Origin of the sequence: Dorea longicatena (assembly GCF_024168045.1) — a bacterium.
In the GTDB taxonomy this organism is placed as follows: domain Bacteria; phylum Bacillota; class Clostridia; order Lachnospirales; family Lachnospiraceae; genus Dorea_A.
On sequence record NZ_CP100126.1, the window covers coordinates 742,388 to 766,159 of the forward strand.

The window sequence follows — 23,772 nt, forward strand, 5'->3', positions numbered from 1 at the left end:
TGGAGTAGTTATTTCAAAAACGCTCTGGTAACAGTATATCACAAAACAATATCACGGAGTTACAATTCGTGCTATTTTCTGTCGCTTCGTGACAGAATTGTTGAAATGATTTCTGCCTTTCTTATAATGAGAATAACAAATGAAACTAGCTTAAATGGAAAGGAAGGGGAGTGTTGTCATGTATTGTATTGCCATATTGACCGACCAGGAACAGGAAGGACAAAAAAGTGCGGAATATATCAGGAATTACTGTACAGAGAAGCATGTCTTTCCACTGATTGAAATTTATCAGAAGCAGGAACAATTTTTTGCACAGACATTGAAAACAGTACCGACAGTGGTGTTTCTCGCATTACCGGGTGTGTCCGGCCTGAATGCAGCAGAACACCTTCGTTCTCTGTATCCGAAATGTGGAATTATCTGGTGCAGTGACCTTGATTTTTCGCTTCATGCGTTCAGGCTTCGGATAGAATATTTTTTTATGAAACCTGTGGAAGAGCAGAAAATAAAAGAAGGTCTTTCCATCTGGTTTGAATGTAAAAAAGGAGGGGGCTATGAAAGAAAAGAAAGTAATTGATTATACCAGAACCTATCGAAGAATTGAGGCAGATAAAAAGAAATGTGTTCTGTATATTGTCATACTGCTCCTGCTTGGTTTTCTGCTTATGTGGACTCAGATCGATGATCTGACCAGGATGATCTGTAAGATATGTGCCGGTGTTTTAAAGAAATATGAACCGCATATGTATGTTGGAATCCGTTCAGAAACGTATCCTCTGTTTGGAAAAATCAGCTATCTCAGTGCAGAAACCGTATATCCGGGAATACAGATAAGCCTTATAAATGCAGGAATTTCTCTTGGAGTGATCATTCTGCTGGCGGGACTTCCATGGAAGGGTCGCCCTCTTGCTATATATCTGATTCTGTGCAGTGCGATTCATCTGATAAACAGTCTATGGTTTGTGTTTGGGGAAAAATATTTTCCGTATACTTTAACCGTTTATTCAAAATTATATATGCTTCAGGAAATTGGCATATGGGTGATGTTTTTTGTTATGACAGTTATGGTCACCGGAATAATAGGAGACAGGGGAGTGATCTATAAGCTTTTGACACTTCTTGCGATAATGTTGTATTCCATTGTATTTGGGACCGTTCGCTATGCGATCTTTATCTGGCTGTTGTACAGATTTTCTGTGATCTATATGGCGTTTTTCTATTTTATGATAGGTCCTATGTTTGACTTTTTGTATCTGGTTATGATTTATGCAGTGTTTGTCAACCGCATGATCGGTGTTTACGATTCAAGGAAGGGAAAGGGGGTATGGAAATGGTCGTAGCTATTATGAAAGGTTATATTATTTTTGTTATTATTCTGATGCTTCTGTACACAGCCAGACATTTTTATTTTACAATTGTAAGACTTCTGGGCAGGCAGCGTTTCTATTACAATGATATTCTTACAGACAGGATGAAAAGTATTTCCGTACTGATTCCTATGCATAATGAGGAGCAGGTGCTTTCCAACGTGCTGGATTCTCTGCTGCAATGTGAGTATGACAGGGACAGACTTGAAATTATTCCGATTAATGATAATTCTATAGACCGCACAAGGGAAATGCTGGATGAATATCACAGAAAGTATGAGTTTATACGTCCCCTTCACAGAGACTGTCCGGACAGAGGAAAACCGGTGGGTCTGAATGATGCAATGAAGCTGGCAAAAGGAGAGATCATCATTGTATTTGATGCAGATTACAGACCTGCCAGAAACATGCTGAAACAGATTGCGCTGGGATTTGAGGATCCGCAGGTAGGTGCAGTCATGGGGCGGGTGATACCGTACAATACCAACACAAATATGCTGACCAGACTTATTAATCTGGAACGGTCCGGAGGATACCAGGTAGATCAGCAGGCAAGATATAACCTGAAAACAATTCCGCAGTATGGCGGGACAGTAGGAGGATTTCGCAAAGATTTTCTGTTAGAAACAGGTGGCTTTAATCCAAAGGTTCTGGCAGAAGATACGGAACTTACATATCGGCTTTTTACCAATGGATGGAAGGTTGTATACGCTAACTCGGCGGAATGTTATGAAGAGTCTCCGGAAAGCTGGAATGTGAGAGGCAGACAGATCAGACGCTGGTCAAGAGGTCATAATGAAGTATTGTTCCGCTATCTGATCCCTACGCTCACAACTCCCTATATGGGACTGTTTCAGAAAATAGATGGCTTGTTTCTGCTTTTTATCTATGCGGTACCGGTATTTCTGCTGGTGGGATGGGTAGTTTCCCTTGGATTATTTTTCCTGGGTGAAATGCAGATATTCAGTGGCTGGTGGGTTATATTGTTTTTGGGAATTTATAATTCCCTTGGAAATTTTGCACCATTTTTTGAGATAGGTACCTCGCTTATCATAGACGGACTTCCAGGAGAGGCATTGCTTCTGCCTCTTATGATGTTTAACTTTTTCTTCTATATGTGGAATATCTCTCTGGGATTCTGGGATGCAGTGGTAGATACTGTTACCGGAAGAGGTGTGAAATGGGATAAAACAGTGCGGTTTACTGTGCAGAAAACGGAAAAGGAGGCTGAAAAATGAAAGTATGGATTTTGATTTTTGTCTGTATGTTCTCTATGCCTCTGTTGGTTGCAGTATTGCATTTCAGGATGAGAAAAGGGCAGATTCTGAAAATAAGGCAGGATTATGTGAAAAATGCCAGATATTTTGGAAGAAGCTTTTCTGCTCTGGTGGAAAAAGCCCTTCCGGAAATGAAGAATGGTATGATCATGCTTTCAAGACAGGAAAAGGTGTTGGAAACAGATGGAAAACAGGAGTTTGTGCAGCCTGAGATTGAAGATCTGATCATTGCCAGAAATACCATCTTCTGTCCGCAGCAAGAGGATTTACATTTCCAAAAAGAAATCTACAGTGAAAAGGATGCGTTGTTTGTGAAAGAGAACATACGACTCCGGGCTGTATACAGCAAAAAAAGACTGCTTTTCGGAAATAAGATTCGGCTTCTCAGATGGGCGGACGCAGAACATGCAGTTGCAGTTTATGATGAATGTGATCTGGGTGAAAGGGTATCAAGCGGAGAACAGCTTGTGATAGGCTTTGATAATATTTTTCATAGTCTGTATGCACCTGTGATCCGTCTGGGACAGCGTCCGGAGGAACTTGACCGGTTTATGGAAGAACGTGATCCCAGGATATTTCGTATGCCGGTAATGAACAGGTATGAATATAACAGGCATTACATAGATGATGACATGGTTACAGAAAGTGGGACAGTTCCTTATACGATTATTTCCCGTGGGGATATAAAGGTGATAGAGGACATTATCCTGCAGGGAGATATTCACAGTGATGGAGCTGTGAGGATCATGGAAAATGCATCGGTGCTTGGAAATATTTTCGCAGAGAATGATATACTTCTGGAAAAAAATGCAACAGTGCTTGGAAACATTTTTACACAGGGTAACATTATATTTGAAGAAGATGCCAGTGCAGGTCAGCCGGATAAGATTATTTCAGTTGTTGCCCGCGGAACAATAACATTTTATGGCGGTAATTATGTTTATGGATATGTGGTTTCAGAGGGTGGTGGAAAAATCTTGAAATCGGACAGAGAGGTATTGGGAGAGTATTGTTTTCCTGAAGAACCTGTTCATGAAGAAAAGATTACTTTCCGGGATCTGTCGGAATATGAAAATGTTGATTTTCAGGGATTTCGAGGAGATATATATGTAAAAGAAGCGATTATTCCTGAAGGTGCATCAGTCATTCCGAAGAGTCAGTTTTTTGAATGCAGAAGTCTTGAAAAGGTGTATCTGCCGGAGAGCGTTTCTGTTATTGAGGACTATGCATTTGCTGACTGTCATGTGCTGAAAGTATGGGAAAGCATAGAAAAGCTTTCGCTGAAATCTGTAGGGATATCAGCTTTCGAAAACTGTTATGCACTGGAATTTGTAAGTCTTCCGGATTCCCTGACTGTGATTGGAGGAGCTGCATTTGCGGAATGCGTGTCTGTTAATAAACTGATATTTTCAGACACCTCACTGTTAAAGAAAATAGGTGATCATGCTTTTCGCGGGTGTAGAAATCTGAAAGAGGTATATCTGCCGGACAGTGTGGAATATGTGGGAGTCAGTGCATTCAGAGATTGTAGTTCTCTTGAACAGATTTCGGTATCAGAGAAAATAAAAAACCAGCCGGGTATTGCAGAATTGGAGAAAAATTGCCCAAACGCCAGGATCAGGTTCAGGGAGGTGAATTCAGTTGAAAAAGAATAAAACCGCAGAACTGTTTTTTGTTTTATTCATTTTGGCTGTAATGTCTGTGGGAATTTTTATCCTCCAGAATGGAATGGAAAAATTGCAGAATGTTAAGCGGCAAAGCGTATATGTTCCGGAAACAAGAGATTTGTATAATAATTATGGCTTAAAAAATGACCAGTCTCTTTCAAAAACCAAAATTCTGGAAACACAGGATCAAGTGATTTATACGGATCGCATCTTTAATATAAATCAGATTTCTGAGGATCAGATTTCATATGCGGCAGATATTATGAAGGCATTGCAGGAAAAGAGTGGAAAAGATGCTTATATTATGCCGATACCGGAAAGAGCAGTATTTGAAAGCGGATATGAAAATGAAAAGGAAAAATACAACAATTTTACAGAGAAACTGGAAGCCTCTTTTACAGATCCTTCTGTAGTTTTAAATCCGTTGTCTGAACTGGAGAAACATCAGTCTGAATATCTTTATTTCAGAACTAAAAATAGCTGGACAATGCGTGGGGCATTTTACGGGGCGCAGGTGATTTTTGGAGAACTTGGATATGATAAGGAAAACCTGAATGCTTACCGGGAATATGTTTTTGGAGTTTTTGATGGAAACCTTCTTTTGGAAGCGTCAGAAAAGTATACAGCAGACGAAATAAAGAAAGATATAACAGACATGGAACGGGATCCGTTCTATATTTATATCAATGGTTTAAATCCCAATTGCGAAGAATTGACCTTTGAAAATAAAGAAGGACAGAAGCAGACATTAAAAAGACAAATGATACAGTTTAATAGCAGCGGAAATCGGGCAGTTATCGGCACGGATTATGAGCATAGCATAGTGGAAGGAAGAGGAAAGGGACAGCGAAAGGGAAATCTTCTTCTTATTGCAGATACAAGAGGAAAGATGATGATCTCTTATCTTTCAGAGGTTTTTGAAAAGGTTTATGTGTCTAATATTTATGAGGATGCAGATCTGATACAGAATCTGGATGAAATACTGGAAAAATATAATATCGAATATATTGTATGGGCACAGGATGTTGCTGAAACAGGAAATATGTCCCATATGATGGCATTGAATCCACTTTTAAAGGAAGGGGGAATGTCTGATGTCAGAACTGATCCTTAAGGGAACTGACCTGTTTATGAAAAAAACAGGAAGTGCTGACAAGCTTCACATAAGCGGAAATACAGAAAGAATACTATTTCTGATCATTGGGATCCTGCTTGTTTTTGCAGGAGCTAAGGTGTATCGTCTGATTGCTTCTTTTATAATGTTCTGGGCAGTGACGATTGCTCTATGTACTGTTATGAACGGAAAATCAGATTGGGGAACGATTGTAACTGCATTTACAATACTTGGATGTCTGATGGGATATATGGCATTTAAGTGGGACACGGCAGATTCCATGATCTTGTCTGCTATGACTGCTGCGGCAGTTGTATGGATGTGTTATCCGCTCTGGTGGGTTGCAGTTATTTCTGCTGTAGGAGTTGCAGCTGCAGCGGCGTTTTTCCCTCTGGAGGGAGCAATCCTTTCTTCTGTTGCAGTGGGGATGTTCCTTCTTCATGAGACGGGAGTCAGATATGTGGTTTTGCTGACAGTATGCGGACTTCTGCTCCAGATAATTCTGTTTGAACGAAAATCAGAGAGGGGGCGTAAGATTTGGAAACGGTTTTTCGTAAAGAAATCAAATATCTGATCAGCCGCGGAGAAGCCATGATTCTTCAACAGAAGCTGGATAGCATTATGGAAAGAGACATTCATGGAGAAAATGGCAGATACTTTATTAGATCTCAGTACTATGATTCCATAGACGATCAGGATTTATGGGATAATCTGGATGGAATGTATGAAAAAAGGAAGATCCGTTTAAGAATTTATTCACTGAATGATTTATCTGCAAAGCTGGAGTTTAAATGTAAAAACGGATTTGACGGAGTGAAATATTCTATACCCATCAGCCGTGAACAGGCACTTCGGATGGAACAGGGAGATGCGTCATTTCTTCTGGAATATGAAACAGAGCTGGCTATGAGACTGTATTTGCGGATTACACAGGGCTGTTATCGTCCGAAGACGATCATAGATTATCAAAGGCTGGCATTTGCTTATCCGGCAGGTGATGTAAGGATTACTTTTGATACAGATATCAGAGGGGCTTTATATCCATATGGTCTGTTTGAAAATGTGGGAACAGATGCGCTGGGAAGTACAGAGCAGGTACTGATGGAAGTAAAATATACAGGATTCCTGCCGGACATGATCGCAGAGATTTTGAAAAAAACAGATGAGCTGTCCACCAGCCACAGTAAATATTCCAGAGCCAGAATGAGATGGCTGTAAGTTTTGTATACGGCAGATTGGAAATAGTTGATAAACCGGATGCCGGGATTGGAGAAAGAGATGAGAGAATTTATTGTAGAAAATTTAACAAATACAGAAGCACTGAGCGTGACTGTGATTTTAATGAATAATATAATCGCACTGATTGTTTCCTTTTTTATTATGTTTATATATAAAATTTCTTATGTGGGAACTGCATACAGTAGGAAATTTAATATTTCAATCGGAACGATTACAATTATTACAGCTATGATCATGAGTATCATTAGTAATAATATTGCATTATCCCTTGGTATGGTTGGTGCTCTTTCTATCATAAGATTTCGTACTGCTGTAAAGGATGTAAGAGATGCTACATATATTTTCTGGGCAATCGCAGCAGGTATTGGCTGTGGTGTATCTCAGTATGCGCTTATTGTTATTGGTTCAGCTTTTTTACTTCTTTTTCTTATTATTACAAGGAAAGGGTTCACATCTTGTAATAAACTGATGGTTGTTCAGGGAACACCTGACTGCTTACATAAAACAGAGGCAGCAGTAGACAGCTTTTTTTCTGGAAAAGTACATATTTCTATGAGAAATGTTACAGAGAACAGCTTTGAACTGGTCTATTCTATTGGAGAGGGAATTCTGGATAATGCTGCAAAACAAAATCAGATGGATATTTCAGAGAAACTGATTAAAATTGATGGTGTGAAAAGGGTAAATATAGTTGACCAGAAGGATGAACTTTCGCAGTAAAAAAGCTGCTTGACTGAGAGGTGTTGCTATGAAAAGGATAGGACGTATCCTTTTATGTATTCTGATGATAACAGTTCTCTGTGGAATATCCATTGTGGGAAATTTTGTTGTGAAGTCAGAAAATAAGTCAAAGGAAAAAAAGAGAACTGTTATCACAAAAGAAGAAATGAAGGAGTGGGCTGCACCGGACGAAGAGACGCTGAAATATTATGATCTGGGAAAGTTCTCTACTACACTTCCGGTAATCTATATGAATACAAAGGGCCAGCAGATCCTGAAGGAAAATGTAATCTGTGGAAATATTGCTTTGTTGGATGGAAACGAAGAGGCACAATCTGTTTCTGCGGTTCCCAATTCTATATATCGTGCTACGATTAAATACAGAGGTGCCTCTTCTTATAGTAAATTTGATAAAAAACAATATCGCATTAAGTTTTACAAAAATAGTAAAGAGAATGAAAAAAAAGTGTCACTTGCAGGAATGGGAGCAAACAGTGAATGGGTGTTAAATGGTCCTTATCTTGATAAGACACTGATCAGAAATAAATTGGTATATGATCTGGCAAGAGAATTAAATGGATGGGCTCCGGACACTCGGTTTGTGGAATTGTTTGTCGATGGAAAGTATCAGGGAGTTTATCTGGCGGTAGAACCTGTAACAAACGGAGAAAGCAGATTGCGTCTTGCAGAATTTGGTCTGTTGTCGGGAGAAACTGCATATGTGGTAAACAGAGACAGGATCGATACGGGAACTGAAGAAATAGAAACATGGGGAAAGACGAAAGGATATACCTATAACGCTCTGTATATAAGATATCCATCAAAAAATAAAATAACGGAAAAACAAAAAGAATATATAAAAAATGATATCTCTGAATTTGAACAGGTTCTATATGGAGAGAATTTCAAGAATAAAAGAAGCGGCTATCAGGAATACATCGATATGGATAATTGGGTAGATTATTTTATTATCAATGAATTTGCCATGAATTATGATGCTGGTAATCTTTCTACTTATGTGTATAAAGAACTGGGAGGAAAGCTACAGCTTGCTGCATGGGATTTTAACAATGGATTTGATAATTATCAGTGGTTTCATACAGAAACAGATCGTCTTTATACAGTGGAAAATTCATGGTTTGACAGGCTGTGGCAGGACGAAAATTTTAGAGAACATGTTTGTGAAAGATATGTGCAGCTGCGTAAAACCACACTATCTGATGAACATATTGCTGACAAAATAGCATCTTATCAGGAGGAACTGGGAGATGCTGTGGACAGAAACTTTAAAGTGTGGGGATATTCTTTTAATGAGCCTCTGTTGGCCGGAACTACTAAGGAGGGCACGTCGAGAGATATCAGAAGCTATGAAGAAGCTATGAAACAGCTGACAGATACTATCCGCGAAAGACTGGCGTATCTGGATAAAGAACTGGGGGGAAATTGAGAATGAAAAAAGTACTGGTGATTTTTGGAACAAGACCGGAAGCAATTAAAATGTGTCCTCTTGTTCTTGAACTGAAAAAAAGTGAAAAACTGAAAACTCTGGTGTGTGTTACGGGACAGCACAGGGAAATGTTGAAGCAGGTTCTCGATATTTTTAAAGTGGTTCCGGATTATGATATGGCGATCATGAAAAAAGGGCAGGATCTTACGGATGTGACAACGGCTATTCTTACAGGAATGAGGGAAATCCTGAAAAAGGAAAAACCGGATATTGTACTGGTTCATGGAGATACATCGACTGCATTTGCCGCATCGCTGGCTGCATTTTATCAGCAGATTCCGGTAGGACATGTGGAAGCGGGACTTCGAACTTATAATATGAAATCTCCTTATCCGGAAGAATTTAACAGGCAGGCCATCGGACTTACTGCCAGTCTGCATTTTGCACCGACTCAGAAAGCAGCGGATGCACTGCTGAAAGAGGGCAAGGATCCAGAGCAGATTTTTGTCACAGGAAATACAGGAATTGATGCTCTGCACTATACGGTGCGAAATGATTTTTATCACCCGGAGATAGAATGGGCAAAGGACAGCAGGCTGATTGCTGTGACGGCACACAGAAGAGAGAATCTGGGAGAACCTATGCGTGATATGTTCCGGGCTATACACAGGATCGTGGAGGAATTCACAGATGTGAAGGTTATTTATCCAGTACATTTAAATCCGCTGGTCAGAAAAATCGCAGATGAAGAATTCGGTGGATGTGAGAGAATACACCTGATCGAACCACTGGATGTGGTAGAATTCCATAACCTGATGAAAGCCAGTTATCTGATCATGACAGACAGTGGAGGAATTCAGAAAGAAGCGCCTGCGTTGGGAAAACCAGTACTGGTCATGCGGGATACAACAGAACGTCCGGAAGGGGTGGAAGCAGGAACCTTAAAGCTTGCAGGCACGAAGATGGATGATATATACAGAGAATGCAGGAAGCTCCTTACAGAACGAGAGATTTACAGAAGGATGAGTGAGGCCAGAAATCCTTATGGTGATGGAACTGCAAGTATCAAGATCAGAAAAATCCTGGAGGATATAGATGCATGAGCATAAACAAAACCAATGCAAAAGAAAAGTGAAAAATCGAAAGAACGTGGTGGGACTTGTTATATTTTGCATAACTGTGGGGATTGTATTTTTGTATGCTTATTATCAGAATCTGAGAAAAGAAATAGATGCCCGTCAGAAATGGCTGGAAACAGTCCTGATCGGAGAAAAAAGGTGGATTCTTGAGAACCAGGGCTCTGAGGGCGAAATCTATATGAATGGAAGTGAAGCTGGAGATGTTAATCCATACTTTGCATGTATGGCTGCACTGGGGCTTTTGGCAGAAACAAAGAATTGTCCCATCACGGAAACAGAGAAAAAAGCTGTTGGCAGGTATCTGGACTGGCATACCGGGATTTTGCTGGAAACAGATGGGAAAATGGGAATCTACAGGAAAGAGAGTGGAAAACTGATTTATAAAGAAAAGGTTGATTCCGAAGACGGATATCTAGGTATGTATCTTTTTCTTATGGGAAAATACCTGGAAAAGACAGAAAATACAGATTTGCCGGAATACTGGAAAAAAGGAATCAGTCTTGCATTAAAAAAGATTCAAAGCCTGATGCGGGATGGAATCACACAGGTCTCGGAAGAAAATACAACCGCTTATCTGATGGATAATCTGGAAGTATGGAAAGGTCTGCACGAATTGGAACTTGCAGGACTGGAAGATACACAGGCAATCAGTGAAATGCGTAAAAAGATACAGGCGCAGATAGAAAATATATTCTGGGATGATGCGAATCAAAGATGGAGAATTATTGGAAACAGCGATCTGTATGATCAGACAGAATTTTATCCGGATGGTGTTGTTCAGATTTATCCGCTGATCTATGAATTTCCGGTAAAAGAGAAGAAAAAGCAAAAGATATTATATGATCAGTTTACGGAAAAGTTTCAATGGCAGAAACTGAATAAAAAAAGAAATGGCTTTTTGTGGGCAATGACAGGAATGGCTGCCGCGCAGATGGGAGATATCAATAACCTTGTGGAATTAATAGAAAATTATGAAACAGAATACTGTGAGAATCGAAAATATCCGCTTTACACAGGCGAAGCGGGATGGATATGCATGGAATGTGAGAAATTGTATAGATTATATGAAAGAAAAATAAAAACAGGATTTATACTGTGTGCATGATTGCGGGGGCGCAGATGTCTAAAATGAACCTGTCAGAAACTGTGACTGCTGTGAGATAAACCAGAAGTCGTTGTCGTAAAATGTGGTAAGAAAATCGAGTGCGAAAGAGAATGTTATGCCATGTACAGCTCGGAAAAGAGTTCCCTCGCTGTAGGGCTGTCGCCCTATAAAATAGCAAAAAAAGACGCCTTTGCAGGGCGTCTTTTTTCACCATTTTGCATGGCTTGTAGCGTTCACAAATTCTTCACAAATAATTAGCACTCACCTCTTGACAGTGCTAACAAAAAGATGTAATGTTATATTGCAAATAGAACAAGAGCAAAAAGGAGGTTGTCTATATGAATATAAATAAATTTACACAAAAATCACTGCAGGCTGTACAGAACTGTGAACGTATTGCAATGGACTATGGCAACCAGGAGATTGCACAGGAGCATCTGCTCTATGCATTGCTGACACAGGATGACAGTTTGATTGCGAAATTGATGGAAAAGATGGGGCTGGATAAGAATCTCATCATTAACAGAGTAGAAGAAGCCATTCAGAAACGGCCAAAAGTTCAGGGCGGACAGCAGTATGTCGGACAGGATCTGAATAAAGCATTGATTCATGGTGAAGATGAAGCCAAAGCAATGGGAGATGAATATGTATCGGTAGAGCATCTCTTTCTTTCTATTATGAAATATGCAGGCAAAGAAGTAAAAGCACTTTTCCGTGAGATGGGCATTTCAAGAGAAGGATTCTTACAGGCACTTTCAACCGTCAGAGGCAATCAGAAAGTGACCAGTGATAACCCGGAAGATACCTATGATACATTGAATAAATATGGTACGGATCTGGTAGAAAGAGCAAGGGAACAGAAAATGGATCCGGTCATCGGACGTGATTCCGAGATCCGGAATGTGATCAGAATCCTTTCCCGTAAGACAAAGAATAATCCAGTCCTCATCGGAGAACCTGGTGTAGGTAAGACCGCTGTTGTCGAAGGGCTTGCACAGCGTGTTGTGCGCGGTGATGTACCGGAAGGCTTGAAAGAGAAGACGATCTTCTCTCTGGATATGGGAGCACTGGTAGCCGGTGCAAAATATCGTGGTGAATTCGAAGAACGTCTGAAAGCAGTACTGGAAGAAGTGAAGAACAGTGACGGAAGGATCATCCTGTTCATTGATGAATTACACACAATTGTCGGAGCAGGTAAGACAGACGGAGCTATGGATGCCGGTAATATGTTAAAACCTATGCTGGCAAGAGGAGAATTGCACTGTATTGGCGCAACGACACTGGATGAATACCGTCAGTATATTGAAAAAGATGCAGCTCTTGAGAGACGTTTCCAGCCGGTTATGGTAGAAGAACCAACCGTTGAAGATACCATCTCAATCCTTCGTGGACTGAAAGAGCGTTATGAAGTGTTCCATGGTGTAAAGATTACAGACGGTGCATTGGTAGCAGCTGCAACCTTATCTGATCGTTACATTTCTGACCGTTTTCTTCCGGATAAGGCCATCGACCTTGTAGATGAGGCATGTGCACTGGTTAAAACAGAACTGGATTCTATGCCGGCAGAGATGGATGAATTGAATCGTAAGATTATGCAGATGGAGATTGAGGAAACTGCATTGAAGAAAGAAGATGACAGATTAAGTAAAGAACGTCTGGAACATTTACAGCAGGAACTGGCAGAACTCAGAGATGAATTTGCAGGAAAGAAAGCACAATGGGATAATGAAAAAGTCGGTATCGAGCGTGTTCAGAAACTCCGTGAAGCGATTGAACAGGTTAATAAAGATATAGAAAAGGCAAAGCATTCTTATGATCTGGAAAAGGCTGCAGAACTTCAGTATGGTAAACTGCCACAACTCCAGAAACAGTTAGAGGATGAAGAAGCCAAAGTAAAAGATGAAGATCTCTCACTGGTACATGAAAGTGTCAATGATGAAGAGATCGGAAGAATCGTATCCCGTTGGACTGGAATTCCTGTTGCAAAATTAAATGAAAGCGAAAGAAGCAAGACTTTACATTTGGGTGATGAACTGCATAAGAGAGTTATTGGACAGGATGAAGCGGTAGAACTGGTAACAGAAGCCATCATCCGTTCCAAAGCAGGAATCAAAGATCCGACCAAACCAATCGGCTCGTTCCTGTTCCTTGGACCTACCGGTGTAGGTAAGACAGAGCTTGCAAAAGCACTGGCAGAGAATCTGTTTGATGATGAGAATAACATGGTACGTATCGATATGAGTGAGTATATGGAGAAATATTCTGTGTCACGTCTGATCGGAGCGCCTCCGGGATATGTCGGATATGATGAAGGCGGTCAGCTTACCGAGGCAGTCAGAAGAAGACCTTATTCGGTTGTACTGTTTGATGAGGTAGAAAAGGCACATCCGGATGTATTCAATATCTTGTTACAGGTATTAGATGACGGACGTATCACCGATTCACAGGGACGTACTGTAGATTTTAAGAATACGATACTGATCATGACATCTAATATCGGATCACAGTATCTGCTGGATGGAATGGACGAAAACGGCAATATCAGTCAGGAAAGTCAGAGCGCAGTACTGGAAGATTTAAGAGCACACTTCAGACCAGAATTTTTGAACCGTCTGGATGAGACAATTATGTTCAAACCATTGACGAAAGATAACATTTATGACATTATTGACTTATTAGTAGCGGATGTCAACAAACGTCTGGCTGATCGTGAGATTTCTATTTTCCTGACCGAAGATGCGAAGAAATATGTCGTAGACGGAGGATATGATCCGAATTATGGTGCAAGACCACTGAAGCGATTCCTCCAGAAACATGTCGATACACTGGCAGCAAAACTGATGCTGCAGGGCGACGTAGGCGCACAGGATACGATCATCATAGATGTGGAAGACGGTAAGCTTGTGGCAAGGAGTCAGAGCGTGTGCGAATAATATTTCACATAGATGTCAATTCAGCTTATCTTAGCTGGACTGCAGTAGAACAACTAAAGAATGGAGCGAAAGTGGATATCCGGACGATACCGGCGATCATTGGCGGCGACCAGAAGTCTCGCCACGGTATCGTTTTGGCAAAATCCATTCCGGCAAAAAAATATGGCATTCGTACAGGGGAACCTGTTGCGAATGCCTTTCGTAAGTGTCCGAATCTGAAAAGTTATTCGCCGGATCACCAGATGTACCGTGAATACAGCCGGAGACTTATGGATTTCCTGCGTACCTACACGACACATATAGAACAGGTCAGTGTGGATGAATGTTACATGGATTTTACAGAAATCGCAGACCGGTTCACATCTCCTGTGGAAGGTGCGAATGAAATTAAAGATGAGGTGTATAAAAGGTTCGGATTCACGGTAAATGTGGGGATATCTTCCAGAAAAGTTCTGGCAAAGATGGCATCCGACTTTGAAAAACCGAATAAAGTGCACACGCTGTTCCCGGAAGAAGTTCCGGTGAAAATGTGGCCGCTGCCGATCGGAGAGTTATTTATGGCAGGTCGTTCCAGTGTAGAGACGATGAAGAAGCTGGAAATCTATACGATCGGAGATCTGGCGAATACAGATCCGGCGATTCTGGAATTACATCTAAAAAGTCATGGAAGAAAGTTATGGGAATTTGCCAACGGGCTCGATGATTCGGAAGTAGAAAGCGTCCGGGCAGAAGCAAAAGGAGTCGGTAATTCTACGACACTGCCAAAAGATCTGACAACAGAGGAAGAGGCATTGCCGGTGTTAAAAGATTTGGCTGCAAGCGTGGGTCAACGATTGCGAAAAGCCAGGCAGAAAGCCGGAATGGTCAGTGTGGAGATCAAGTATCACACTTTTAATCAGGTGTCCCATCAGATGCAGATGGAGAAAGCATCGAACCAGGATCAGGATATTTACCGGAGCGCTATTGAATTATTCCGTGAATTGTGGAACGGAGAACCTATCAGACTTCTTGGAATCCGGACGTCTAAATTATCGGAAGAAAGCGAACCGGAGCAGTTGAGTCTGTTCGATATGAAGTTCGAATCCGAAGAGACGAGGAAGAAAAAGAAGAATCTGAAAGAGGCGTTGAAGAAATTAGAAGGAAAATATGGGGACGGGATTGTAAAAAAAGGATGGTAACAATTTTGATATGTCCTTAAAAGTGTATTTGTGTGCCGAAATTACGTCTTTAAAAATGTTTTAATTTAACAATAATTAGATAAACTAAAGAAAATATATAAGATAGAGTAAAGGGGAAACCCCTTGACAGGTGTAAGAAATTTTGTTACAGTTATGAACATAAGAGCAGTTGCGAATTATATTTACATATAATTTGTGGCTGCTTTCTTTGTATGTTCATATAAATTAAAAAAATAAATAAATTCAGGAGGAATCGAAATGAAAAATGTAAATTGGAAAGAATTATTCATAGATATTATCATTGATATCGTAGCAGGTATGATCATCGCAGTTGGTATTTACAACTTTGCGTTGAATGCAGATTTCCCGGTAGCTGGATTTTCCGGTATCGCGATCATTCTGTATCACTTATTCGGACTGCCGGTCGGTGCCGGAACCATCATCTTGAATGTACCTGTTGCAATCTTCTGTTATAAATTTTTAGGAAAAGAATTTTTCTTAAAGTCCATGAAATCGATGATCATTTCATCATTACTGATGGACTACGTAGCACCACTGTTTCCGGTCTATGACGGAAGCAGACTGCTGGCAGCTCTGTGTATGGGCGTATTATGCGGAATCGGATATGCCATGATCTTCATGAGAGGTTCTTCAACAGGCGGACAGGACTTCATCAGCGTGGCGATCAAGAAAGTAAAACCACATATTACGCTTGGAATTATAACATTTGTCCTTGATATCTGCACGATCATTCTTGGAACAGCACTGGTATTCAAGGATATAGACGGCCTGATCTACGGTGTCGTCGTTACTTATCTGATGGCAATGGTAATGGACAGAATCATGTACGGTATCGATGAAGGTAAGATGACCCTGATCGTAACCGACAAAGGTGCTGAGATTGCAGAACAGATCGACGCTTACTCAGGAAGAGGATCTACAATCTTAAAAGGAATTGGAAGTTATTCAAAGAAAGACAAAGATGTTGTAATGTGCGCCTGCAATAACAAGCAGATGTACACCATTAAGAAGATGGTACATACCATCGATCCGAAAGCATTCACTATTATCGTAGAATCGAACGAAGTAGTAGGAGAAGGATTCAAGGAAGAACTTCCGGATATTGAACTGTAAAATAAGACAGTAAAAAATTAGAAGAGACATAAAAGAGTAAGAAGACCAGCCGATTACCGGCAGGTCTTCTTGCTTTAAAAAGAAAATCTTTACATTGCATACAATTTCACAAGTTCTGTAACAACATCCACACTCTTATCCATACCCTCTACTGTAATATGTTCGTAAGGGCCGTGATAAGCATGTCCTCCTGTTCCGAGGTTCGGGCAAGGCAGTCCCTTAAAGCTTAACTGGCATCCGTCTGTGCCGCCGCGGATCGGAAGTACAAGTGGTGCTACATCTGCATTCTCACACGCTTTTTTCGCGTTGTCGATCAGGTGCATACAGGTAGCAATGATCTCTGCCATGTTGCGGTACTGCTCGGAAATTGTAAGCGCTACAGTGCCTTCGCCCCATTTTTCATTCATATCTTTCTCGATTAATTTCAAAGTTTTTTTCTTTGCTTCAAAGAGATCTTTGTCATGGTCTCTTACAATATAATGAAGCTCAGCTTCCGCAACTTCTCCGGACATGCTCATCAGATGATAGAATCCTTCATAATCCTCTGTTCCGCGAGGTGTCTCCATAGATGGAAGAGCATTATTGATCTCCATAGCAACCAGACTTGCGTTGATCATAGTATCTTTGGAAGAACCAGGATGTACGTTGAATCCTTTGATCACGAAATCCGCTTTGCATGCGTTGAAGTTCTCGTACTGGATCTCGCCTTCGGTGTCACCGTCCAGTGTATAGCCGTAGTCAGCACCGAACTGTTCTACGTTGAAGTGAGAAGCACCAGTACCAATCTCTTCATCCGGTGTAAATGCTACGCACAGAGGTCCGTGAGGAATCTTTTCTTCCTGAATGCGTTCGATCATTGTCATGATCTCTGCGATTCCGGCTTTGTCATCAGCTCCGAGAACAGTTGTGCCGTCAGAAGTGATCAGTGTACGTCCTTTCAGATCTGCCAGATGCGGGAAGTTCTTAGGACTTAAAATAGTATCACTTGTTCCGAGTCTGAGTTCACCACCGTCATAATTTTCAGTAACAATTGGTTTGATATCATGGTCACAGAAGTCTGATACGGTATCCATGTGTGCGATGAATCCGATCGCCGGCTTGTCTTCCAGGCCTTCGGTAGCCGGAAGCTTTCCGTACAGGTAGCACTGGTCATCCAGAATAACATCTGTAAGTCCCAGTTTCTTCATCTCCGCTTCCAGAAGTCTTGCAAGATCGAACTGGCATGCGGAAGATGGTACAGTTTCGCTGTTTTCGTCACTTGGTGTGCGGACAACAACATAATTCAGTAATCGTTCATAAGCTTTCATAAGTTACATTCCCCTTTTCTATATTTTCAAAATATTCTAACTACTACTATAACATAATTTTTCCTTTGCTGCATGGGAAAATGATGGTATACTTATGATATTGTAGGAAAATAGGAGGCAATCAGATGAAATTAACCCAGTTACTGGAACGTTTAGAATATGAAGTAGTACAGGGAGATGATCAGATTGAAGTTACAGAACTGATCAATGATTCCCGAAAAGTATCAGAAGGCAGCGTATTTGTATGTATCAGCGGAGCAGTGTCTGATGGACATACATATATAGAGCAGGTTGCAGAAAAAGGTGCAGCAGCTGTCATTGTAGAAAAGGATGTAGAAGCACCGGAAGGACTGACAGTGATCAAAGTAAAGGATACCCGTTATGCGCTGGCAATGACATCAGCAGCATATTTCGGATATCCGGCAGAAAAACTGAAAGTCATCGGAATCACAGGAACCAAAGGCAAGACAACAACAACATACATGGTCAAATCTATCCTGGAAGAAGTCGGTATCAGAGTCGGACTGATCGGTACGATCGAGGCAATCATCGGAGACAAGAGCATTCCGGCGAATAATACAACACCGGAATCTTATACTATTCAGAAATATTTTGCAGAGATGGTAGAAGCAGGATGCGAATGCGTTGTCATGGAAGTGTCTTCACAGGGACTGAAGCTTGACCGTACAGCCGGCATTCCGTTTGAGATCGGAATCTTTACGAACCTTGGCGAAGATCACATCGGACCGAACGAACACAAAGACTTTGACGAGTATAAGTATTGCAAGAGCCTGTTGTTTAAACAGAGCAAGATCGGAATCGGCAATGTGGATGATAAATGGTTCAAAGACATTTTCAAAGATGCGACATGCGAAGTTGAGACATTCGGATTTTCTGATAAAGCAGATATCCGTGCCACAGATGTAAAACATATCTCCAGACCAGGATATCTGGGAGTACAGTATCATGTGGCAGGTCTTATGGATTTTGACGTAGAGATTGATATTCCGGGAGATTTCAGCGTATATAACTCACTGACAGCAATCGCAGTATGCAGACATTTTGGTGTGCCGGTAGAAGATATCAAGAAGGCATTGAAAGTTGCAAGAGTTAAAGGCCGTATTGAGATGATCAAGGTATCTGACGACTTCACATTGATGATCGACTATGCACATAATGCAATGGCACTGGAAAGTCTTCTTGATACATTAAGAGACTATCATCCGGAAAGAATCGTGACCGTATTCGGCTGCGGTGGCAACAGATCTAAGACAAGACGATATGAGATGGGCGAAGTATCCGGTAAATTATCGGACTTTACGATCATCACATCGGACAACCCGAGATTTGAAGAGCCGCAGGCAATCATTGATGATATTGTAGTCGGTATGAAAAAGACAGATGGTAAATATATCACCATCTGTGACAGAAAAGAAGCAATTAAATATGCAATCGAACATGGCCGGCCGGGAGATGTCATCATCCTGGCAGGAAAAGGACATGAGACATATCAGGAAATCAAGGGTGTCAAGTATGATATGGATGAACGTGTTCTGATTAAGGAAGTATTAGAGGAATTAAAGAAATAGATGTACGCTGATATTATCATCGATATTACGCATGAAAAATTAGATAAAGTCTTTCAATACCGCATCCCCTCTCATCTGGAGGGGATGCTTAAGGTTGGAACAGAAGTTGTGGTTCCGTTTGGTAAGGGAAATAAAGAAATCAACGGCTATGTGACAGGATTCTCTGAGCGTGCGGAGTATGCACCGGAGAAGATCAAGGAGATCTTAAGGATTGCCGAAGAAAGTGTAGCGATCGAGAGCAGACTGGTTGCATTGGCAGCCTGGATGAAAGAGTCTTATGGCGGAACAATGATCCAGGCGCTGAAGACCGTCCTTCCTATCAAGAAGAAGGAACGTGCGAAAGAAAAGCAGAAGGTAAGGCTGCTTTTGACGGAGGCAGAAGGAAAAGAAAAGCTGGAACTGTACCTGCATAAGAACCAGAGAGCGCGTGCGAGACTTCTGGCGGCACTTCTGGATCAGCCGGAACAGGACTATGATTTTCTGATCCATAAGCTGAATCTGACAAGAAGTGTGATAAAAGCATTGGAAGAACAAAAAGTTCTGATACTGGAATCGGAACAGGTATACCGTAATCCGGTAATCTGTCAGCAGAAAGAGCAAAAAGAGATCATTTATACAGAAGAACAGCGGACGGCAATCCAGACATTTTCAAGGGATTATGAACAGGGACTTCGTAAGACCTATCTGTTATATGGTGTGACTGGAAGCGGTAAGACGGAAGTATATATGGAGATGATCGCCAAAGTCTTAAGTGAAGGCAGACAGGCGATTGTACTGATCCCGGAGATCGCACTGACATATCAGACGGTGATGCGGTTTTATACAAGATTCGGAGAACGTGTCTCTATTCTGAATTCCAGAATGTCCCAGGGAGAACGCTATGATCAGATGGAACGTGTGAAAAAAGGTGAGGTTGATATCATGATCGGTCCGAGATCTGCACTTTTCACACCATTTGAGAAACTGGGGCTGATCGTGATTGATGAGGAACATGAACCGACTTATAAGAGCGAACAGGTACCGAGATTTCATGCAAGAGAGACAGCAATCGAGCGGGCAAGGATGGAAGGTGCCAGTGTGGTACTGGGTTCGGCAACTCCCTCGCTGGAAGCATTTTATGCATGTGAATGCGGAAGATATCAGATGTTACGGCTTAAGATGCGTACCGGGAAACAGGAACTTCCGCAGGTATATGTGGCAGATATGCGGGAAGAATTAAAGCACGGGAACCGGTCAATCTTAAGTGACCGGCTGATAGAATTGATGCAGGATCGTCTGGATAAGAAGGAGCAGATGATGCTTTTCCTTAACCGGAGGGGATATGCAGGTTTTGTTTCTTGCAGAGCCTGTGGATATGTAGTAAAATGTCCTCACTGTGATGTGTCTTTGTCGGTACACAGAGGTGGTAAGATGGTCTGTCATTACTGTGGTTATGAGACACAGACAGTTCAGAATTGCCCATCTTGCGGTTCGGCGTATATCGGTGGTTTCAGGGCAGGAACACAGCAGATTGAAGAGATAGTGAAGCGCAAGTTTCCGCAGGCAAGGGTTCTTAGGATGGATATGGATACCACAAAAAACAAAGGCGGACATGAGAAGATTCTGTCGAAGTTTGCAGATGAAGAAGCAGACATTATGATCGGAACACAGATGATCGTAAAAGGGCATGATTTTCCGAATGTGACTTTGGTCGGAGTCCTGGCAGCAGATATGTCTCTGTATTCGGATGATTACCGTTCGGGAGAACGTACGTTTCAGCTGCTGACACAGGCGGCAGGGCGTGCAGGACGGGGAAGACGTCCCGGGGAAGTAGTGATACAGACTTACAGTCCGGAGCATTACAGTATACAAATGGCTGCAAGACAGGATTATGAAGGATTTTATGAAAAAGAAATGAACTACCGGGATCTAATGGGATATCCGCCTGCGTCACAACTGATGGCAGTTTTGATGACAGGAGCTGATGAGGTCAGGCTTGCAACAGCAGCAGAATATCTGAAGAAATACGCAGTCAGGGTAAACACAGGTGAAGAGATACAGGTGATAGGACCGGCAAGTCCGTCAGTCGGGAAAGTGAATGATGTATACCGGAAGGTTCTATATCTGAAAAGCAGAGAATATAAGGAACTTGTGTGGATCAAAAATCATATGGAACGTTATATAGAGATCAATAGAGGATTTGCGGACATGAGAATACAGTTTGATTTTAATCCGATGAATATTTTTTAAAAGTATTTTATGAATTAAGAAATAGATAAGTAATAGTGATAAAGGAGAGACAAAAGAGATGGCACTTAGAAAAATCAGGGAATTTGGTGATGAAGTTCTGAACAAAGAATGCAAAGAAGTAACAAAGATGACAATCCGTACAAAAGTACTGATCAATGATATGCTGGATACAATGTATGAGGCAATGGGAGTAGGTCTGGCGGCACCACAGGTTGGAATCCTGAAGCGCATCGTAGTTATTGATATCGGAGAAGGTCCGATCATCCTGATCAATCCGGAAATCATAGAGACATCCGGAGAACAGACAGGCGAAGAAGGATGTTTAAGCCTTCCCGGAAAAGCAGGAACTGTTACAAGACCGAATTACGCAAAGGTAAAAGCATTGAATGAAGATATGGAAGAAGTAATCTTAGAAGGAGAAGGACTTCTTGCAAGAGCATTTTGTCATGAGATCGATCATCTGGATGGTAAATTATATACCAGACTGGTAGAAGGCGAAGTACATGACGTAAATTATGAGGAGGAAGAGTAACATGAAGGTAATATTCATGGGAACCCCGGATTTTTCGGTCGGAACGCTGGAAGCACTGATTGGGGCCGGGCATGAAGTTGTACTTGTAGTCACACAGCCGGATAAGCCGAAAGGACGTGGCGGCAAGATGCAGTATACACCGGTTAAAGAGGCAGCCGTGGCACATGGAATTCCGGTTTTTCAGCCGGTGAAGATCAGAGAGCCGGAAGCCGTAGAAGAGCTTCGCAAATATAATGCTGATATCATGGTAGTCATTGCATTTGGACAGATCCTTCCGAAGGAGATTCTTGATATGACGCCTTACGGATGTATCAATGTACACGCATCTTTATTGCCAAGCTACCGTGGTGCTGCACCGATCCAGTGGGCGGTCATCAACGGAGATAAAGTGTCCGGTGTAACGACTATGCAGATGAATGAGGGGTTGGATACCGGAGATATGATCATGAAGACAGAAGTTCCTTTGTCGGAAGATGAAACAGGAGGAAGTCTTCATGACAAGCTGGCAGAGGCTGGCGCAAAACTCTGCGTTGAGACGTTAAAGGCACTGGAAGATAAGACAGCAACGTGGGAAGTACAGGGAGAAAGCCCGACAGCATATGCGAAGATGCTGGATAAGAAGCTGGGAGATATCGACTGGAGCAGATCTGCAAAGTCAATTGAATGTCTGATCCGTGGATTGAATCCATGGCCGAGTGCTTACACGGACTGGAACGGTAAAGTTATGAAAATATGGGAAGCTGGGGTACTGGACGAGAACACAGATGCAAAACCGGGAACAATCGTGAAAGTAGAAAAAGACAGTTTCTCCGTACAGACAGGAGATGGGCTTCTGAAAGTTCTTGCACTTCAAATCCCGGGAAAGAAGAGAATGGAAGCGGACGCTTTCTTACGCGGTTATCAGATCGAAACAGGATGTGAACTTTCTTCACAAATGATTAAGAATTGTTAAAAATGTATGAAAAGCTGCTATTAGGGTAAATTTTCGTATATAATGCAGGTCATAGAGAGCAAGGAGGCTGATAATGATGTATTATCCAATGTATTTTGATCCAACGTATATATTAGTGCTGATGGGTGTCGTGATCTGCCTGATCGCATCAGCGAAGATGAATTCCACATTCAGCAGATATTCCAGAGTAAGGAATCATTCCGGTATGACAGGAAGGGATGCGGCAGAACAGATTCTTCACAGAGAAGGCCTGTATGATGTGCGGATCGAGCACATTTCCGGTAATCTGACCGACCATTATGACCCGAGAACCAGGACATTGAGACTTTCGGATGCAACTTATAATTCCACATCGGTAGCTGCACTTGGAGTAGCAGCACATGAATGCGGACACGCGGTACAGCATGCGACCGGATATGTACCGTTGAAGTTAAGAAGCAGTCTGGTACCGGTAGCAAATTTCGGAAGTTCTATTGCATGGCCGCTGATCATTCTTGGATTTTTCTTCAACAGCAGTACAACCTCTGTGCTGTTTATCAATCTCGGAATTCTTGCATTTTCGCTTGCAGTGTTATTCCAGATTGTGACATTACCGGTGGAATTTGATGCGTCACACAGGGCATTGAAGATCCTTGGTAATACAGGCATGTTGTATGAGGATGAAGTTAGAGATACCAGAAAGGTGCTGACAGCGGCAGCACTTACTTATGTAGCCGGAGCAGCATCTGCAATTCTGCAGCTTCTGCGTATACTGCTTCTGACTGGAAATCGAAGAAACGATTAATTAACGAAAGGGAAGGGGATATAAGCCGCTTCCCTGATTGTATATCTATGGAAAGAGGA

20 protein-coding genes are annotated in these 23,772 nt (G+C 41.7%); 19 read left to right on the top strand and 1 reads right to left on the bottom strand.

Going from position 1 to position 23,772, the window contains the following annotated elements; all coding sequences use genetic code 11:
- Nucleotides 1-178 precede the first annotated feature (178 nt).
- The 14 genes from NKF87_RS03640 to NKF87_RS03705 all read left to right on the top strand — a co-directional run bounded on the left by NKF87_RS03640 (nucleotide 179) and on the right by NKF87_RS03705 (nucleotide 16,320).
- The gene (locus NKF87_RS03640) at nucleotides 179-577 is read left to right on the top strand and encodes a response regulator (RefSeq protein ID WP_117596879.1); all 399 of its coding nucleotides are present in this window, start codon (nucleotides 179-181) and stop codon (nucleotides 575-577) included.
- Nucleotides 555-1,340: a hypothetical protein gene (locus tag NKF87_RS03645; protein ID WP_253583989.1), complete on the top strand. Its 786-nt coding sequence runs from the start codon at nucleotides 555-557 to the stop codon at nucleotides 1,338-1,340. The genes NKF87_RS03640 and NKF87_RS03645 overlap by 23 nt, the downstream gene beginning before the upstream one ends.
- Complete coding sequence (locus NKF87_RS03650; RefSeq protein WP_253583991.1) at nucleotides 1,331-2,605, top strand: glycosyltransferase; 1,275 nt, start codon at nucleotides 1,331-1,333, stop codon at nucleotides 2,603-2,605. The genes NKF87_RS03645 and NKF87_RS03650 overlap by 10 nt, the downstream gene beginning before the upstream one ends.
- Entirely contained in the window at nucleotides 2,602-4,299 is a 1,698-nt protein-coding gene (locus NKF87_RS03655; protein WP_253583993.1) for a leucine-rich repeat protein, read from the top strand. Before NKF87_RS03650 ends, NKF87_RS03655 begins: the two co-directional genes overlap by 4 nt.
- Nucleotides 4,286-5,425, top strand: a complete 1,140-nt coding sequence (locus NKF87_RS03660; protein ID WP_253583995.1) for a DHHW family protein — start codon at nucleotides 4,286-4,288, stop codon at nucleotides 5,423-5,425. The genes NKF87_RS03655 and NKF87_RS03660 overlap by 14 nt, the downstream gene beginning before the upstream one ends.
- Nucleotides 5,406-5,999 (top strand): hypothetical protein, encoded by a 594-nt coding sequence (locus NKF87_RS03665; protein ID WP_253583997.1) that lies wholly within the window; start codon nucleotides 5,406-5,408, stop codon nucleotides 5,997-5,999. Before NKF87_RS03660 ends, NKF87_RS03665 begins: the two co-directional genes overlap by 20 nt.
- Nucleotides 5,963-6,643 carry a polyphosphate polymerase domain-containing protein gene (locus NKF87_RS03670; RefSeq protein ID WP_055282446.1) on the top strand — a complete coding sequence of 227 codons (681 nt, stop codon included), beginning with the start codon at nucleotides 5,963-5,965 and terminating at the stop codon, nucleotides 6,641-6,643. Before NKF87_RS03665 ends, NKF87_RS03670 begins: the two co-directional genes overlap by 37 nt.
- Nucleotides 6,644-6,703: 60 nt before the next feature.
- Nucleotides 6,704-7,384, top strand: a complete 681-nt coding sequence (locus tag NKF87_RS03675; protein ID WP_070099616.1) for a DUF4956 domain-containing protein — start codon at nucleotides 6,704-6,706, stop codon at nucleotides 7,382-7,384.
- A 28-nt stretch (nucleotides 7,385-7,412) separates the two neighbouring features.
- Entirely contained in the window at nucleotides 7,413-8,831 is a 1,419-nt protein-coding gene (locus NKF87_RS03680; RefSeq protein WP_253583999.1) for a CotH kinase family protein, read from the top strand.
- Between the two features lie 2 nt (nucleotides 8,832-8,833).
- Nucleotides 8,834-9,934 carry a non-hydrolyzing UDP-N-acetylglucosamine 2-epimerase gene (wecB, locus tag NKF87_RS03685; RefSeq protein WP_253584001.1) on the top strand — a complete coding sequence of 367 codons (1,101 nt, stop codon included), beginning with the start codon at nucleotides 8,834-8,836 and terminating at the stop codon, nucleotides 9,932-9,934.
- Complete coding sequence (locus NKF87_RS03690) at nucleotides 9,927-11,075, top strand: hypothetical protein (protein WP_253584003.1); 1,149 nt, start codon at nucleotides 9,927-9,929, stop codon at nucleotides 11,073-11,075. Before wecB ends, NKF87_RS03690 begins: the two co-directional genes overlap by 8 nt.
- A gap of 338 nt (nucleotides 11,076-11,413) precedes the next feature.
- Entirely contained in the window at nucleotides 11,414-14,008 is a 2,595-nt protein-coding gene (gene clpB / locus NKF87_RS03695; protein ID WP_253584005.1) for an ATP-dependent chaperone ClpB, read from the top strand.
- On the top strand, nucleotides 13,999-15,186 hold the full coding sequence (locus NKF87_RS03700) for a DNA polymerase Y family protein (RefSeq protein WP_253584007.1): 1,188 nt from the start codon (nucleotides 13,999-14,001) through the stop codon (nucleotides 15,184-15,186). Before clpB ends, NKF87_RS03700 begins: the two co-directional genes overlap by 10 nt.
- Nucleotides 15,187-15,444: 258 nt before the next feature.
- The gene (locus tag NKF87_RS03705; protein ID WP_117596899.1) at nucleotides 15,445-16,320 is read left to right on the top strand and encodes a YitT family protein; all 876 of its coding nucleotides are present in this window, start codon (nucleotides 15,445-15,447) and stop codon (nucleotides 16,318-16,320) included.
- A gap of 89 nt (nucleotides 16,321-16,409) precedes the next feature.
- On the opposite strand, the gene pepT is transcribed toward NKF87_RS03705, so the two are convergent.
- Entirely contained in the window at nucleotides 16,410-17,627 is a 1,218-nt protein-coding gene (gene pepT / locus NKF87_RS03710; RefSeq protein ID WP_253584009.1) for a peptidase T, read from the bottom strand.
- 125 nt (nucleotides 17,628-17,752) lie between these two features.
- Here pepT and NKF87_RS03715 point away from each other — a divergent pair, with 125 nt between their 5' ends.
- From NKF87_RS03715 to NKF87_RS03735, 5 genes are all read left to right on the top strand, one after another.
- On the top strand, nucleotides 17,753-19,216 hold the full coding sequence (locus NKF87_RS03715) for a UDP-N-acetylmuramoyl-L-alanyl-D-glutamate--2,6-diaminopimelate ligase (RefSeq protein WP_028087167.1): 1,464 nt from the start codon (nucleotides 17,753-17,755) through the stop codon (nucleotides 19,214-19,216).
- Complete coding sequence (priA, locus tag NKF87_RS03720; RefSeq protein ID WP_117596903.1) at nucleotides 19,217-21,445, top strand: replication restart helicase PriA; 2,229 nt, start codon at nucleotides 19,217-19,219, stop codon at nucleotides 21,443-21,445.
- A gap of 58 nt (nucleotides 21,446-21,503) precedes the next feature.
- Complete coding sequence (gene def, locus NKF87_RS03725; RefSeq protein WP_028087169.1) at nucleotides 21,504-21,977, top strand: peptide deformylase; 474 nt, start codon at nucleotides 21,504-21,506, stop codon at nucleotides 21,975-21,977.
- Between the two features lies 1 nt (nucleotide 21,978).
- Nucleotides 21,979-22,929, top strand: coding sequence for a methionyl-tRNA formyltransferase (gene fmt / locus NKF87_RS03730; RefSeq protein ID WP_117596905.1), 951 nt, complete (start codon nucleotides 21,979-21,981; stop codon nucleotides 22,927-22,929).
- A gap of 76 nt (nucleotides 22,930-23,005) precedes the next feature.
- Nucleotides 23,006-23,713 (top strand): zinc metallopeptidase, encoded by a 708-nt coding sequence (locus NKF87_RS03735; protein WP_138375495.1) that lies wholly within the window; start codon nucleotides 23,006-23,008, stop codon nucleotides 23,711-23,713.
- The last annotated feature ends 59 nt before the right edge of the window (nucleotides 23,714-23,772 follow it).